Raw genomic sequence first — 14,412 nt, 5'->3', positions numbered from 1 at the left:
GATCGTCAGGGCACGGCGACGATCCGGTTCTCGACCACCGGCGTGATGGTGCCGAGGTTCTGAATGTGCTCGATGAGCACGTCGGCCATCACTTCGCGCGACGTCCCTTGCCCGTCGACGAGCACCGTGTAGCCGTCGCCGCCCGAGTTGATGAAATCACTCGTCGCGAGCGTGTAGCTCGTCTGGTCCTTCAAGATGGGCGTTCCATCCGCGAGGTGGATCTCTTGGATTCGCGACCCCACCGCCGCGCTCGTGCTGTAGGTGAACCCGAAGCCCGAGATTTGCGGGAATCGCCCCGCGGCCGCCGGGAGCGCGCTGATTCCATTCTCCATCGCCTGCCAGAGTTGCGCGCCCGTCACCGTGCGCGTGATGGCCACGTTGCCGAAAGGCAGCACGGCGAGCGCGTCGCCGCGCACGATGTCGTACGGCGGGCCCGACGCATATCCGGCCGACAGGCGCCGCAGCATCGTATTGGCCGGGGCGTACGTCGACGGAAGCGCGGCGCGCAGGCCGCCACCATTGCAAAACGCGAGCTGCGTACCGTATTTCACGCGGATCGCGTCGGACGTGATGTTCCCGATCGCCACCTCGACGAGCCGCTCCACGGTCCCTCCGCGCGGGAAGACGTCCGTGGCCACGCCGATGACCGCATCGAGCTCGGCCGCGAGCTGCGCGCGGTAGGGCTGGAGCATCGCCTCGACGGCGGCATCGGGCGTCACCCCGCTCTTCACCGGCGAAAGGATCGTCGCCGAGCTCTTCGCCACGAACCCGTTCCACGGCACCACCGTGAGCGCGACCCGCGCGTACGTGAGACCCTTGCTGCGGTTCTCCACCACGCGCGCGCCATTGATCACCGTATTGACCTGGATGTCCGTGTGATCCCCGAGGATCACGTCGAACCCGTTCACGCCCTTCGCGAAATCGATGAGCGGTCCCTGACAAACCCCGGTCGCTTGATCGCACAGCGAGGCGCCGAGGTGCGCGATCACCACGAACACCTTCGCGCCCGCGGCCTCCGCAGCGCTCCGCGCCGCCATCGCCGACGTGATGGGATCCTGGATCGTGATCGTCCCGAAGCTCCCGGGCACCGTGCTCGCGGGCGCATCGGGGCTCGTGATGCCGATGATCGCCACCTTCAGCCCGCCCACCTCGACCATGTGATACGGCGTCATCACGCCCGCGAGGTTTCCGTCGAGGTTCGCGAGGTTCGACGTGACGAACTCGAACGTCGCGAGGTCGATCATCGATTGCAGGTGCGTGACGCCGCGATCGAAGTCGTGGTTGCCGAACGTGTACGCGTCGACGCCCATCAGGCTCATCGCCTTGATGGCCGGCTCCTCGTTGAAGTACGAGGCGAGCGGAGGGCTCGCGCCGATGCCGTCGCCCGCGGTGAAGACGAGCGTGTTCGGGTTTTGCGCGCGCTCCTTCTGGAAATAGGCCGCGAGCACCGAGGCGCCGCCGATCTCGACGCTGTTCACGACGAGCGGATCGAGCTGCCCGTGCCAGTCCGAGACGCTGAGGAATTGCAGATCGACCGGCGTCGTGCTCTCGCACGTCCCGTTCGAGCAGACCTCGTCGAACTTGCACGTCGTGCCGCACGCCCCGCAATGCGCCGGGTTCGTCGCCGTGTCCACGCAGAGGCCATCACACGCCACGAGCTCGGCCTGGCAGGAGAGGGCGCACGCGCCATTCGAGCAGACCTCGCCCGGATCACAGGCGAGCCCACACCCGCCGCAGTTTCCGAGGTCCGTTTGCAGGTTGACGCAGACGCCGCCGCAATCGGTCAGATCCACCTGACACGAGAGCGCGCACATGCCATTCGAGCAAACCTCGCCCGGAGCACAGGCGAGCCCACACCCGCCGCAGTTCGCGACGTCCGTTTGCGGATTGACACAGGTGCCGCCGCAATCCGACAGGCTCGCCTGGCAGGAGAGCGCGCACGTGCCGTTCGAGCAGACCTCGCCGGCGGCACACGGATTGCCGCAGGCCCCGCAATTCTCCAGATCCTTCGAGGTATCGACACAGGTGCCGCCGCATTCGGAGAGGCTCGCCTGGCAGGAGACGGCGCACGTACCGTTCGAGCAGACCTCGCCCGTGGCGCAGGCATTGCCGCAGGCCCCGCAGTTCCCGAGGTCCTTCGAGGTATCGACGCAGGTGCCTCCACACGCCGTTTGTCCGGACACGCAGTCGAGGACACACGCGCCGTCCGAGCACGCCTCGTCCGCGCTGCACGTGGTTCCACACGCGCCGCAGTTCTGCGCGTCTGCGGCGACATCCACGCAGACGCCGTTGCAGGACGTCGTCCCCCCCGCGCAAGCGGGCGGCGGGGCTGGATCATCGCCGCACGCCGCCGTCCAGAGGACGAGGAGCAAGGAAAAAAGAAGAGCCGGCCATCCCGGCCTGCGTCGTCGATCGACGGAAAGCATCGCTTGGCCTCCTGGCAAATGAAGAGCTCCCCTCGCGGAGAGCGCGGGGCGCTTCCATTTAACACGGAATCGATGACGCTCGCGTGACCGATCAGAGGAGCGTGCGAATCAGCTCGTCGAGCGATCCGGCGCCGGCCACGAACGCGCGCCGCAGCCGCTCGGCCGGCTTCACGTCCGGTGCCCTCCCGCACGCGGCTTGCGCCTCGCGGAGCAGACGCTTCTCGGCGCTCGTGAAGCGCCCGTCGATGATCGCCGCCGAGAGCAGGACCTGCAGCGCCATTCGTTGCTCCGCGGGCGGCAGGCGCGAAAGGACGTCGAGGAACACCCGCGAATCGTCGATGCCCTCCGGCAGCGGATCGTCCACGCGTCGCAATATCTCGACGAGCACTGCGTGAAGATTCGGGTGCAGGTCCTCCGTGCGCACGATCGCGCTCGCCACCGCGCGCACGAGCGCGACGCGCCCCTCGGCCGAGGGCGTGATTCCCTGATCGAAGATCGCGCTCACGAGCTCGCGCGCGGCCGAGGGGCCCATCACGCGGATCTTCGCCTCGCGTAGCACGATCCAGCAAACGATCCCGTTCCACGCGGCCGTGCCGGGCACCGCGACGAATGGCAGCCACGTGCGCACGAGCGCGCGACCGGCGAGGCGACGGACGAGCACCTTCGCCGCGAAATTCGTGACGCTCACCTTCACCTTGTAGAGCAGCGACGCGATCGCCAATTTGAGCTTCGACGCCTCGCGCCGCGGATCGACCCCGAACACGCGCTCCGTCGGGTTCGGCAATTCGAGCGCCGCGCGCGCGAGCGCCGTCGCCACGGCCGCGCCGTCGCCGCTCGCCCCGGTCGCGAACGGATCGAGCCCCGCGGCGCGGGAGAGCTGGTGCACGGCGCGGAGCGAATCCCAATAAAGAAACAGGATCTCCGCCACGGCCGCGACGATCGTCACGCCGCCGACGAGCGCCCAGTATCGCGCCGCCGCATCGAAGGTCGCTTGCTCGGCCCCGTACAACCGCTCCGCGAGCACCTCCGCGCCTGCCGCGAGCGCCGCGCTCACCGCGCCTGCGACGCTCGCGCGGATCACGGCGCCGCGCACCACGACCGAGAGGTGCCGGCGCTCCTCGGCGTTCAGCACGCTCACGGCGTCGGCCGCGGCGACGCGTGGCAACGACGCCGAGAGCCGGCGGAAATAAAGCACCCCGAGCCGTTCGAGCAGCGGCGCTTTCGTCTCCACGGGCGCCGCCGGATCCGTCCCGCTCACGCTGACCATGCGGGCTCCGACGATACACGAATGGGCCTTGACGTGCGGCGGATCTTTGCGTTTGCTCGGTTCGCGGGGGCGGGCCCCGTGGCCCGAGGGCCTTGAAAGGAGAGAGCGCGTGGGCGTCGTCACGTTCGACAAGAGCGGGGAGAAGGTGAATCTCGGCGCGATCAGCGAATCGCCGCCCAGCGGGCTTTTGCGCGAGGAGGCGGCGCGGGAGCTCGGGGAGCTCGGCGAGGAGCTGTTCGAGCTGCAAGATCTCCTCTGGGGCGCGCGCACGCATTCGGTGCTCGTGGTCCTCCAGGGCCGCGACACCGCGGGCAAGGACGGCGCGATCAAGCACGTGGTGGGCCTGCTCAACCCGCGCGGCGTGAACGTGACCTCGTTCGGCGTGCCCACCGAGGAGGAGCGCGAGCACGATTTCCTCTGGCGCATCCACCGCCACACGCCGCGCAAGGGCGAGTTCGCGATCTTCAACCGCTCGCATTACGAGGACGTGCTCGTCGTGCGCGTCCACGACCTCGTCCCGCGCGAGATCTGGGGCGAGCGATTCGGCCACATCCGCGATTTCGAGGAGCTGCTCTGCGAGCACGGGACGATCGTGCTCAAGTTCTTCCTCCACATCAGCAAGGACGAGCAGAAAAAGCGCCTCGTCGAGCGCGAACAGGACCCGCGCACCGCCTGGAAGCTGAACCCCGGCGACTGGAAGGAGCGCGAGAAATGGGGCGAGTACACCGAGGCCTACGAGGACGCCATCTCGCGCACCGCGACGAAGCGCGCCCCGTGGACGATCGTGCCCGCGGACGCGAAATGGTACCGCAATCTCGTCATCGCCCGCGAGCTCGTGCAGACGCTCCGGCCCTACAAAAAGGTCTGGCAGGACAAGCTCGACGCAGTCGGTAAGCAGCGCAAGGCCGAGCTCGACGCGTATCGGTCCCGCAAATCCTGACCCCGAGGCGCCTCGCCATGCGAACGATGATCCTCTGCGCGGCTTGCAAGCGGCACGTCTTTTCGTCCGAGCCCGCGTGTCCGTTCTGCGGCCTCGCGCTCTCCGCCGCCGCGGAGCCATCACCCGCGCCCCGCGTCTCTCCGGAAATATCGCGCGCGCAGCGGTATGCGCTCGGTGCGGCGGTCGCCCTGTCCCTCGCGGGCGCGGCATGCAAAACCGAAGAATCGTCGGCGGTCGAGCCCGAATCCGCCGACAATACCACGGCGAGCGCCGCGCCCCTCGCCCCGCCCGAGCCGCCGCCGCCCCCGCCGCGGCCGGAGGACCGCGTGCGCGAGGCCCCGCCGCCTCCGAGCCCCTTCCTCGTCGGGGCCCCGCCGAGCGACCCGCCTCCCTTGCCCGAGCTCCCGCAACGCGTCGACGTCGCGCCCGCGGATGCCGGCGTCGCGGATGCGGGTCGAACCGTCGTTCGCAAGCCGCCGCCGCCCCCGCCGCCTCCTCCCTTCGACGAACCGACCGACGGTTGGCGACGCGAACGCCGCTGCATCCCCACCCCCAGTGGAGGAATGAACTGTCCGCCTTACGGATGCGTTTTTCCGGACGAAGCCTGCGACACGTTCCGCGTTTGACCCCGGCCTAGGCCCGCGGCTTCGCGAACAGATCCTTGATGAAATCGAGCACCGTCAAGTTCTTGTAATCGCGGAACTCGCCCGCGTCGAAATACGCGCCACCGCACGTCGAGCACGTCTCGTACCAGAGGTGCGGCTGCGCCGGGTCGACCATCCGTATGAGCGGATTGCCGTCGCGTGGACAGCGCACGTACGGGATCGTGTTGTTTCTCCGCCCGGTCTTCGGATCGCCCGAATCGATGACCTCGGAGCCTCGCTTCGATTTCAGCCGCTCGTTCTCGCGGCTGTCGAACCAGAGGCCCTTGCAGGCCGTGCAGCGATCGACCTCGATGTCCTCGAACACCACGATCTCCATCGCTGCTTTGCACTTGGGACAGTTCACGTTCGCTTTCCTCTCGGCTCGTACGAGCGAAATCCTCTTCGGCGCGCGCGACGCGCCCCGATGAATCCAGCCGCGGCGAGGGCCGCCCAAAAAGCGCCCGCGTCGCCGCCCGTGACCCCGCGCGCGAGGCCACACGCGCAATCGCCCGGCGGCTCCTTCCCCGGGACATTCCCGGGCGGCACGCCGGCGTCCTCCGGTCCACCGCCGCCTGCGCCGCCTGCGCCGCCTGCGCCGTCACAGGACACCGTATTCAACGTCGCCTGCAACATCGGCCAGCGCGGCTCGCAGGACACGCGCGTCGCGCTGCCCGCGGGGCAGGGGAGCGGCCCGCAGAGATCGGCGAGGCGCGAGGCCACGCCGAACGTCGAGCCCGCGGTCACGGACAAACCCACCGAGAAGCCGTCGAGCGCCTCCTCGGTGCACGCATACACGCCCGCCTCCGCCCAGCGCAGGCACCGCGCGTGCAATCGCGAGACCTGCTCGAACGCCCACGCCGGCGCCGGCGAGCGCCAGATGCCGTCCTTTTCGCCGCCCACGACGAGCGCGCTGCCGTCGGGCGAAAGGGAAAACCCGAGCAGCGATCCTTCCCCGACGAAGAGCTCCTCCCACGTCTTTGCGCCGTCCGCCGAATGAAGCAGCCTCCCCGGAGCGCCGTCGAGCCGCACGTACACCCGGAGCGCGTCCGCCGGATCCACCGCGCCGATGAAAGGTCCATGCGTATCGTCGCTCCCCGGCACCGGCGTGATCTCGTGCGTTTTCCCGCCGTCCGTGGAGCGCAGCACGACGCCCATCGGCATCGATCCGCCGAGCACGCCGCTCACGTACACGATGGCCGGATCCGGCGTGACATCGACCGTCAGTCCGCGCAGGTTGTCCGGAAAAACCGCCTCGGCGTCCGTGAACGACGCCCCGCCGTCCTCGGTCCAGAAGAGCCGCGTATCGAAGCCCGCGCCGAGCGGCGAGGACGTGAGCACCACGGCGCGGGCCGGGTTTTTCCTGTCCACCGCGAGGTCGACGACGAGCTTTCCTTCGAGCGCGACGGCCCGCGAAAAGCCACAACCGTCGGGCGTCGAGACCGAGAGCCCGTCGGGCAAACCCACGAGCAGCGCGCCGCCCGCGGTGATGCCGATCGGCGGGTCCCAGATCCCCGCGAACGACATCGCCTCCTCGCATACCCACGAAAAGCGCGCGCCCCCGTCCGTGCTCACGACGAGCCCGTACGTCGCCCGCAAGACCACGTGCGAAGGATCCATCGGATCGACCTCGACGTGCCCGGCCGACGGAAATCGACCATTCGCGAGCGCCGGGCCCGAAGGCAGGGCGAGCGCGACGAGGGCGGCGAGGCCTCCGAGGCGCCTCATGGCAAGCAATGCCCCTGGAAGCAGTAAAAGTCGGGGACGCAATCGAGGCTCGTGAGACAATGGCCGCCCTCGGGGCATTTTTTCGCGCACGGGCCGCCGCAATCCGGGTCCGTCTCGCCGCCGTTCTGGTAGCCGTCGGTGCACGTCGGCGTGCACGTGAGCTTTTCGGGATCACACAGGCCGCCCTTGCAATCGGCGTGGACGAGGCACGGGTAGAACGGCGGGCATTTCACGTCGCACGAGCCGCCGCAGTCGTAGGCCGTCTCGTCGCCGTTCATCTCGCCGTCGAAGCAGGAGGGCGCGGCGCAGACGGCGCTGCCCGCCGGGCCCTCGCAGATCTTGCTCGCGCAATCGATCCCGTTCACGCAAGGCGCGCCCGGCGCGCATCCGGTCGGACAAACCGCGCCGCAATCGATTCCGGCCTCGTCCCCGTTCTTCATGCCGTCCGAGCAGGTCGGCCCCGCGCACACCCCGTCCACGCACGACGCGGTCACGCAATCGACCGCGCCCCCGCACGTCCCGCCCACGCCGCATTTCACGCAGTCCGGCCCGCCGCAATCGACGTCCGTCTCGCCGCCGTTCTTCGCGCCGTCCGAGCAGGTCGGGATCGCCGCGCAGACGGAGGCCTCGCAGAAGCCCGAGACACAATCCGCGTCGATCTCGCAGGCCACGCCGAGCGGGCACGCGGGACACGTGGGCCCGCCGCAATCCGCGCCCGTCTCCTCGCCATTCCGAGCGCCGTCCTTGCACGTCGGCGCGCACGTGCCCGCTTCGCAGAATCCGCCGACGCAATCGTCGTCCACGCCGCAGCCCGAGCCCGGCCCGCACTTCGCGACGCATGACCCGCCGCAATCGACGTCCGTCTCGTCGCCGTTCTCGATCGCGTCGCTGCACGTCGGCGGGAGGCAGGTCCGATCCGGCCCGCATTTCCCGCTCGCGCAGTGCGCGCCGGCCGTGCACTCCACGCAATGACCCTTGCCGTCGCACGCGGCCCCGCCCTCGTCGCAGGGCGCGCCGATCGGCTGGTTGTCGAAGCCGCAGCGGCCGTCCTCGAAGCACCGCGGCTCGCCACACGCGGAGGCGAGCCCCGGACAATCGCCATCGCTCACGCACGAAGGCGCGCCGCCAGCGCCGCCTTGCCCGCCTTCGCCCCCCGCGCCGGTGGACGCGGAGGACGAGGACGCGCTGGAGGACGAGGACGACGCGGACGAGGTGGTGTCTTTGGGGATCCGACGTTCGTCGACGTCGGTGAGGAGGACGCATCCCGAAAGGGGCGCGAAGATCAGGAGCGCGAGCGCTTGCGCCTCTCTACCGAACGAAGCGAGGCGCGCCGGGGGGATCATCGAGTCCCCCCGGAAATTACCACGACTTCACGTGGCGCCGCTCCTTGATCTCCTGCGACAGCATCTCGACGAAGCTCGCGAGCGGCATCGCCTTCTGCTCCTTGATGCCGTACCTGCGCACGGTCACCGTCTGCTCCGTCTCTTCCTTTCCGCCGACGACGAGCAGGATCGGGATCTTGCGCGTCGCGCCCTCCTGGATCTTCTTGCCCATCGTGGCCGAGCTCGTGTCGAGCTCCACGCGCACGAGGTCCTCGCGGAGCAGCGCCTCGATCTTCTTGCCGTACGCGAGGAACTTGTCGCTCACGGGGATGACCACGACCTGCACCGGCGCGAGCCACGTCGGGAACGCGCCGCCGAAGTGCTCGATGAGGAACGCGATGAAGCGCTCGTGCGTGCCCATCGGCGCGCGGTGGATGCAGTACGGCGTCTTCTCCTTGCCGTCCTTGTCCGTGTACGCGAGCCCGAACCGCGGCGGGACCGCGAAATCGAGCTGGTTCGTGGAGAGCGTGAACTCGCGGCCCGTCACGGTGATGAACTGGAAGTCCACCTTCGGCCCGTAGAACGCGGCCTCGCCGGGCGAGAGCTTGTAGTTCGCGCCCATCTCCTCGAGCGCTTCCGTCACGAGCCGCTCCGACAGCGCCCAGTTCTCCGGATCGTCGACGTACTTCGCGCCGCGCTTCGGATCCGCCGGATCCCAGAGCGACAGGCGCATGAAGTAGTTCGTCAATCCGAACAGCGAGTAGTACCGCTCGTGGAGCTTCATGACGGCCTGGAACTCCTCCTTGAGCTGCTCGGGCGTCACGTAGATGTGCGCGTCGTTCATCGTCATGCCGCGCACGCGGGTGAGGCCCTGGAGCGCGCCCGCGCGCTCGAAGCGGTAGACCGAGCCGTACTCGGTGTAGCGCAGCGGCAGATCGCGGTACGAGTGCCTCTCGGACGCGAACACCATGTGGTGGTGCGGGCAGTTCATCGGCTTGAGGTAGTACGACTCCTCGGGCCCGCCCGCGCCGCGCCCCTCTTCTTCGAGGACCATCGGCGGGTACATGCCGTCCTCGTAGAGCGGGATGTGGCCCGAGGTCTCGAAGAGGCCGCGCTTCGTGATGTGCGGCGTCGCGACCTTCTTGTAGCCCGCGCGGAACTCCATCTCGTGCGCGAGCTTCTCGAGCTCGTGTCGGATCGCCGCGCCGTTCGGCAGCCAGAGCGGCAGGCCCTTGCCGATCTCGTCGCGGATCGCGTAGATGCGAAGCTCCTGCCCGAGCTTGCGGTGGTCGCGCTGCTTGGCCTGCTCCACGGCCGCGACGTACTCGTCGAGCTCCGCCTTCGTGTTGAACGCGTAGCCGTAGATGCGCGTCATCATCGCGTTGCGCTCGTCGCCGCGCCAGTACGCGCCCGCCAGCGCGTGCAGCTTGAACGCGTCCGCCGGGATGTCGCTCGTGGACGAGACGTGCGGACCTTCGCACATGTCGACGAAGCCACCGTTTGAATAGAAACTAATTTCCCGGTGGCCCTTCTTGCTCGCGAGCTCCCGCGCGTACTCGGCCTTGAAGGGCTCGCCCATCTGGCCTTCGATGCGCGCGAGGGCCGCGTCGAGGGGCAGGTCCTCGTGCGAGAACGTCTGCGCCGCCGCGATGATCTCGCGCATCTTCGCCTCGATGGCGGGCAGCTCCGTGTCGCTCACCGTCTTCGGCAGGATGAAGTCGTAGTAGAAACCGTCGTCGATCGCCGGGCCGAACCCGAGCTTCGTCCCCGGGTAGAGCGTCTGGACCGCCTGCGCCATGACGTGAGCGAGCGAGTGGCGGATGCGAAACAGCTTCTCGTCCTGGGGTTTTTCTTCGATGACGGGCATGACTCGGATCTCTCGGTTGGCTCGGCCTGTCCACCGGCCGAGCCCTCTCGGTCGAGGCCCCGGCCAGCAGAAAGCTCGTGTTTGGGCCGCAGAACGTGCGCCACCGCGGCCCTGAAAGCAAGCGAGGTCCGCCCGCGCTGGCCGCCTCCGGGTCGGAAAAACGCCCGGGGGAGCGCAGGCCGAGGTTGCCTCCGGGAGGACGTCTCGCTACCTTCCGCGCGCTTTACGGCGCGGTGCGCCCCGGGCGCACACTTTCGAGGAGCAGGGAAGGCATGAGCGGCCACTCCAAATGGGCCACGATCAAGCGGAAGAAGGGCGCGCTCGACGCGAAGCGCGGCAAGATCTTCACCAAGCTGATCAAAGAGATCACCGTCGCGGCGCGCATGGGCGGGGGCAACGTCGACGGCAACCCGCGTTTGCGGAAGGCCGTTGCCGACGCGCGCGGCCAGGCGATGACCGCCGACAACATCAAGCGGGCGATCCAGCGCGGCACCGGCGAGATGGAGGGCGTGAACTACGAGGAGATCGTCTACGAGGGCACGGGCCCCGGCGGCACGCTCTTCATCGTCGACGTGATGACGGACAACAAGAACCGCACCGTCGCCGAGATCCGCAAGGTGTTCGAGAAGAACAACGGCCAGATGGGCTCGGGCGGCTCGGCGATGTGGGCCTTCGATCGCAAGGGCCTCCTCACGCTCGCGAAGGACGCCGCGACCGAGGACCAGCTCATGGAGATCGCCGTGGGCGCGGGCGCCGACGACTACACCGACCAGGGCGAGGAGTGGCAGGTGACGTGCAGCGTCGACGTCATCGACCCCGTCGTGAAGGCGCTCGAGGACGCGAAGATCGCGGTGAAGTCGAGCGGACCGGCGTACATCCCGAAGAACAAGAAGCAGGTCGAGGGGCGTGACGCCGAGGTCTGCTTGAACCTCTTCGACACGCTCGACGATCACGACGACGTGCAGAACGTCTACGCCGACTTCGACGTCTCCGAAGAAGAGCTCGCTCGCATCGCGGGCTGAGTCGAGTCCCGAGGGGGACGCCTCGCGTCCCCCTCTCGTCCGGGCCAAGCCCGGCCGATTCACCCCCTGGAGGCGAGAGCGCTCTCGCGCCCTCGCGTCCTTCGTTCGCCGCCTTTTTCATCGAGCAACATTCGGACTCGAACGAGCTCTGCAACGAGCCTGGGGAAGGGCCGTCTTACGGGGTCGCCCGCGTGATCGCGTGGGCCTCGATCAAACGGTTCTCGATACCCTCTGCCTTCGCATCGGAAGGAGACCCCATGGCCAACTTCGGCAAGCTCGTGCTTTCGGTCCTCGCGTTCCCTGCTTTGCTCCTCGCCTCCTCGCAGGCGTTCGCGATCACCACCCCTCCCGAATGCGGGAAATTCGATTTCAACAAGAACGGCCTCGGCTGTGAGATCCGCGTCGAGGGCGGCTGCGAAGCAGACTGCACGTCGCTCCGGTTCACCGCCGGCTGCGAGGGCGGCTGCAACCTCTCGGCGTCGACGTCGTGCACCAATAACTGCGGCGTGAGCTGCATCGCGGAGTGCGACCCGACGAAGCTCGATTGCATCCAGGGCTGCCACGACGAATGCGAGCAGCCGTTCATCACGGATTGCCAGACGAACCACCCCGATCGCGATTGCGTGACCGACGCGAAGGCGAGCTGCACGAGCCGTTGCCGCAGCCAGTGCCAGGTCCAGCCGAGCAGCTGCACCGAGCACTGCGACACGTGCTGCACGGGCGCGTGCACGGCGAACATCAACATGGATTGCGACCTCGCCTGCTACGCGAAGCTCGAAGGCGGCTGCAGGGTCCAGTGCCGCGAGCCCACGGGCGCGCTCTTCTGCAACGACCAGTACGTGTTCGCCACCGACGTGAAGTCGTGCATCAACGCCCTCATCGAGCAGGGTCTGAACATCGACGTCTCGGCCCAGGCGCAAGGCGAGTGCACGATCACGCTCGGCGGCGCGGATTGCGCGGGCTCGGGCGAAGCCAGCGGCCTCGGCTGCTCGGCCGCGCCGGGACAAACCGAGTCGCCGTTCGCCGTGACGGGCATCGCGCTCGGCGTCGCCGCGATGGGCATCTCGGTCGCGCGGCGTCGCAATCGCAAGAACGGCTGATCCGCCTGCTCGATCGAGCCGGCGTCGAGGCGCTCGCGGGTCGTCCGCGGGCGCTTCGCCTTTTCGGGCTCAAGGGCTCCAGATCGGGAACTCGAACACGCCCCACGTGAAGAGCGCGTGCGCGAACAGCGCCGGCGGCAAGCGATCCATCCGCATCGCGAGCCGCCCCCACACGAGCGAATAGGCGACGCCGGCCGCGACGAGCAGCGGGTTCGGCCCCACGCGCGCATCGCCGAGCAGGAACATCGTCGGCAGGTGCGCCACGCCAAACAGCGCCGCCTGCAGGAGCCACGCGCGCAGCCACCCGAACGGCGCGAGCAGCGCGCGCTGCACGAGGCCCCGCCAGACGAGCTCCTCCAGCGCCGCCACCACGAAGACCGCGCCCCCGAGGAGGTGCCGCCCCTCCGCCGCCGGATCGCCGAGCGTGGCGTAGACGTGCATGATCCACGCGGCCCGCGGCGACGGCGGCGACGTCACGAGCAGGTGCACGCCCGTGGCCACGCCGTACAGCACCGCCGCGACGACGGCGCCCACCGTCAGATCCCCGCCGCGCGGCCGGAGCTGCTCGTCGAGCTCGCCGCGCGCGCGCAGGCGCCACACCGTGAACGCCGCGAGCGCCGTGTACACGATCGCGAGCGAGCCGAGCATCCACGGCGTGCCCGCGTGTTCGTCCGAGAACGCAGACCCCACGGCGAGCGCGCTCGCCACGGTCACGCCGCCCGCGATGAACAGCGCCTCTCGCTTCGACGTGGGCTCCTCCGGCACGTCCTCGCCTGCGTCGACATCCTCGTCCGGGGCTTCTTCGTCCGAAGCCTCGCTCACCGGCACCTCTCCGCCACGCGATCGAGGATGCGATCCGCGAGATCACGCTTCGACAGGACCCCGAGCGCGTCCGCGCCGGTCGCGGTCACGATCGTCGCGCGGTTGTCCTCGCGGCCAAACGAGTCCTGCGCGTGGTTCGCGACCACCATGTCCACGCGCTTCGCCTGCAGTTTTCCGCGCGCGTACGCCACGATCCCCGCGTCGTCGGCCGTCTCCACGGCGAACCCCACGAGCACCGGCCGCGCCCCCGTCCGCGCCGCGCCCACCTCGGCGAGCAGATCCGGGTTCGGGACGAGCTTGATCTCGAGCGGCTCCGCCGAGCGCTTCCGCTTCGTCGCGCTCTGCTCGGCGGGCCGGTAGTCGGCCACTGCGGCCGACATGACGAGCGCGTCCGCGCGCCCGAGATCCGCGCCCATCGCCTCCCAGAGCGCCTCCTTCATCGCGAGCGCGCCCCGCACGTCGACCCGCGTCACGCCCTGCGGCGTCGCGAGCGTGACCGGCCCCGCGACGAGCGTCACCGACGCGCCCCGCGCCGCCGCGCGCTCCGCGATCGCGAAGCCCATCTTCCCCGTCGATCGGTTGCCGAGGAACCGCACCGGATCGAGGTCCTCGACCGTCGGCCCCGCCGTCACCACGATCCGGAGCCCCGCGAGATCCCGCGCTTGCACGGATGCGAGCGCCGCGCGCGTGATCTCCTCGGGCTCGGCCATCCGCCCCATGCCTCGTTCGCCCGAGGCCACCTCGCCAAAGGCCGGACCGATCAGCGACACGCGCCCGTCGGCCGCGAGCGTCGCCACGTTCCGCGTCGTCGCCGGGTGCGCCCACATCCGCGGATGCATCGCGGGCGCCGCGAGCACCGGCCCTCGCGCGCAGAGCACGAGCGCGGTGAGCAGATCGTCGGCGCGGCCCGCGGCGAGGCGCGCGATGAGGTCCGCCGTCGCCGGCACGATCAGCACGAGGTCCGCGACGCGCCCGAGCTCGACGTGTTTTTCTCCGGGGTAGCCCGGATCGAACATGTCCTCGTGCACCGGCTCGCCCGTGATGCCCGCGAGCGTTTGAGCTCCCACGAATTCGCGCGCCGAACGCGTCATCATCGGGATCACCCGCGCCCCGGCTTTCTTCAACAGCCGCGCGACCTCCACGGCCTTGTAGGCGGCGATGCTCCCGCTCACGGCGAGCACGATCGTGGGGGGGACGGACGAGGGCAGGGCGGCGGACACGGGCCCGAAAGGTTGCACGAAATGGGGCGAGCGTACATGCCCCCCGCCGCGGTAGGC

Annotated in this window: 12 protein-coding genes; 4 read left to right on the top strand and 8 right to left on the bottom strand. The window is 69.2% G+C overall.

Features of this window, described 5'->3' with window-relative positions:
• Positions 1–5: 5 nt before the first annotated feature.
• Both QHF85_RS41910 and QHF85_RS41905 read right to left on the bottom strand, forming a co-directional pair.
• Complete coding sequence (locus QHF85_RS41910) at positions 6–2,426, bottom strand: MXAN_6577-like cysteine-rich protein (RefSeq protein WP_281333067.1); 2,421 nt, start codon at positions 2,424–2,426, stop codon at positions 6–8.
• A 91-nt stretch (positions 2,427–2,517) separates the two neighbouring features.
• On the bottom strand, positions 2,518–3,693 hold the full coding sequence (locus QHF85_RS41905; protein WP_281333066.1) for a hypothetical protein: 1,176 nt from the start codon (positions 3,691–3,693) through the stop codon (positions 2,518–2,520).
• A 109-nt stretch (positions 3,694–3,802) separates the two neighbouring features.
• On the opposite strand from QHF85_RS41905, the gene QHF85_RS41900 reads away from it, so the two are divergent.
• Positions 3,803–4,633: a PPK2 family polyphosphate kinase gene (locus QHF85_RS41900; RefSeq protein ID WP_281333065.1), complete on the top strand. Its 831-nt coding sequence runs from the start codon at positions 3,803–3,805 to the stop codon at positions 4,631–4,633.
• A 17-nt stretch (positions 4,634–4,650) separates the two neighbouring features.
• Positions 4,651–5,259, top strand: coding sequence for a hypothetical protein (locus QHF85_RS41895; RefSeq protein ID WP_281333064.1), 609 nt, complete (start codon positions 4,651–4,653; stop codon positions 5,257–5,259).
• A 7-nt stretch (positions 5,260–5,266) separates the two neighbouring features.
• Here the strand turns inward: QHF85_RS41895 and QHF85_RS41890 are convergent, their stop codons facing one another.
• The 4 genes from QHF85_RS41890 to thrS are packed head-to-tail and all read right to left on the bottom strand — an operon-like array spanning position 5,267 to position 10,191.
• On the bottom strand, positions 5,267–5,641 hold the full coding sequence (locus QHF85_RS41890; RefSeq protein WP_281333063.1) for a zf-TFIIB domain-containing protein: 375 nt from the start codon (positions 5,639–5,641) through the stop codon (positions 5,267–5,269).
• Positions 5,638–7,002 carry a hypothetical protein gene (locus tag QHF85_RS41885; RefSeq protein WP_281333062.1) on the bottom strand — a complete coding sequence of 455 codons (1,365 nt, stop codon included), beginning with the start codon at positions 7,000–7,002 and terminating at the stop codon, positions 5,638–5,640. Before QHF85_RS41885 ends, QHF85_RS41890 begins: the two co-directional genes overlap by 4 nt.
• Positions 6,999–8,345: a hypothetical protein gene (locus QHF85_RS41880; RefSeq protein ID WP_281333061.1), complete on the bottom strand. Its 1,347-nt coding sequence runs from the start codon at positions 8,343–8,345 to the stop codon at positions 6,999–7,001. The genes QHF85_RS41885 and QHF85_RS41880 overlap by 4 nt, the downstream gene beginning before the upstream one ends.
• 16 nt (positions 8,346–8,361) lie before the next feature.
• Positions 8,362–10,191 (bottom strand): threonine--tRNA ligase, encoded by a 1,830-nt coding sequence (gene thrS, locus QHF85_RS41875; RefSeq protein WP_281333060.1) that lies wholly within the window; start codon positions 10,189–10,191, stop codon positions 8,362–8,364.
• A gap of 272 nt (positions 10,192–10,463) precedes the next feature.
• On the opposite strand from thrS, the gene QHF85_RS41870 reads away from it, so the two are divergent.
• The gene (locus QHF85_RS41870) at positions 10,464–11,213 is read left to right on the top strand and encodes a YebC/PmpR family DNA-binding transcriptional regulator (RefSeq protein ID WP_281333059.1); all 750 of its coding nucleotides are present in this window, start codon (positions 10,464–10,466) and stop codon (positions 11,211–11,213) included.
• Between the two features lie 257 nt (positions 11,214–11,470).
• On the top strand, positions 11,471–12,313 hold the full coding sequence (locus QHF85_RS41865) for a hypothetical protein (protein ID WP_281333058.1): 843 nt from the start codon (positions 11,471–11,473) through the stop codon (positions 12,311–12,313).
• A gap of 69 nt (positions 12,314–12,382) precedes the next feature.
• Here the strand turns inward: QHF85_RS41865 and QHF85_RS41860 are convergent, their stop codons facing one another.
• Together QHF85_RS41860 and coaBC are read right to left on the bottom strand one after the other, a co-directional pair.
• A complete protein-coding gene (locus QHF85_RS41860) occupies positions 12,383–13,135 on the bottom strand; it encodes a CPBP family intramembrane glutamic endopeptidase (RefSeq protein WP_281333057.1) in 753 nt (250 codons plus the stop codon).
• The gene (coaBC, locus tag QHF85_RS41855) at positions 13,132–14,355 is read right to left on the bottom strand and encodes a bifunctional phosphopantothenoylcysteine decarboxylase/phosphopantothenate--cysteine ligase CoaBC (protein ID WP_281333056.1); all 1,224 of its coding nucleotides are present in this window, start codon (positions 14,353–14,355) and stop codon (positions 13,132–13,134) included. The genes QHF85_RS41860 and coaBC overlap by 4 nt, the downstream gene beginning before the upstream one ends.
• Between the last annotated feature and the right edge of the window lie 57 nt (positions 14,356–14,412).

Origin of the sequence: Polyangium sp. 6x1, assembly GCF_029946515.1 — a bacterium.
In the GTDB taxonomy this organism is placed as follows: Bacteria; Myxococcota_A; Polyangia; order Polyangiales; family Polyangiaceae; genus Polyangium.
Note: the sequence above shows the minus strand (reverse complement) of the source record. Positions and strands in the feature narration are given on the sequence as shown.

What these genes read in the sequence shown, in the direction of transcription:
- QHF85_RS41910 (WP_281333067.1), bottom strand. Translation starts at nt 2,426, where the DNA reads ATGCTTTCCGTCGATCGACGACGCAGGCCGGGATGGCCGGCTCTTCTT.
- QHF85_RS41895 (WP_281333064.1), top strand. Translation starts at nt 4,651, where the DNA reads ATGCGAACGATGATCCTCTGCGCGGCTTGCAAGCGGCACGTCTTTTCG.
- QHF85_RS41865 (WP_281333058.1), top strand. Translation starts at nt 11,471, where the DNA reads ATGGCCAACTTCGGCAAGCTCGTGCTTTCGGTCCTCGCGTTCCCTGCT.
- QHF85_RS41880 (WP_281333061.1), bottom strand. Translation starts at nt 8,345, where the DNA reads ATGATCCCCCCGGCGCGCCTCGCTTCGTTCGGTAGAGAGGCGCAAGCG.
- QHF85_RS41885 (WP_281333062.1), bottom strand. Translation starts at nt 7,002, where the DNA reads ATGAGGCGCCTCGGAGGCCTCGCCGCCCTCGTCGCGCTCGCCCTGCCT.
- QHF85_RS41905 (WP_281333066.1), bottom strand. Translation starts at nt 3,693, where the DNA reads ATGGTCAGCGTGAGCGGGACGGATCCGGCGGCGCCCGTGGAGACGAAA.
- QHF85_RS41870 (WP_281333059.1), top strand. Translation starts at nt 10,464, where the DNA reads ATGAGCGGCCACTCCAAATGGGCCACGATCAAGCGGAAGAAGGGCGCG.
- thrS (WP_281333060.1), bottom strand. Translation starts at nt 10,191, where the DNA reads ATGCCCGTCATCGAAGAAAAACCCCAGGACGAGAAGCTGTTTCGCATC.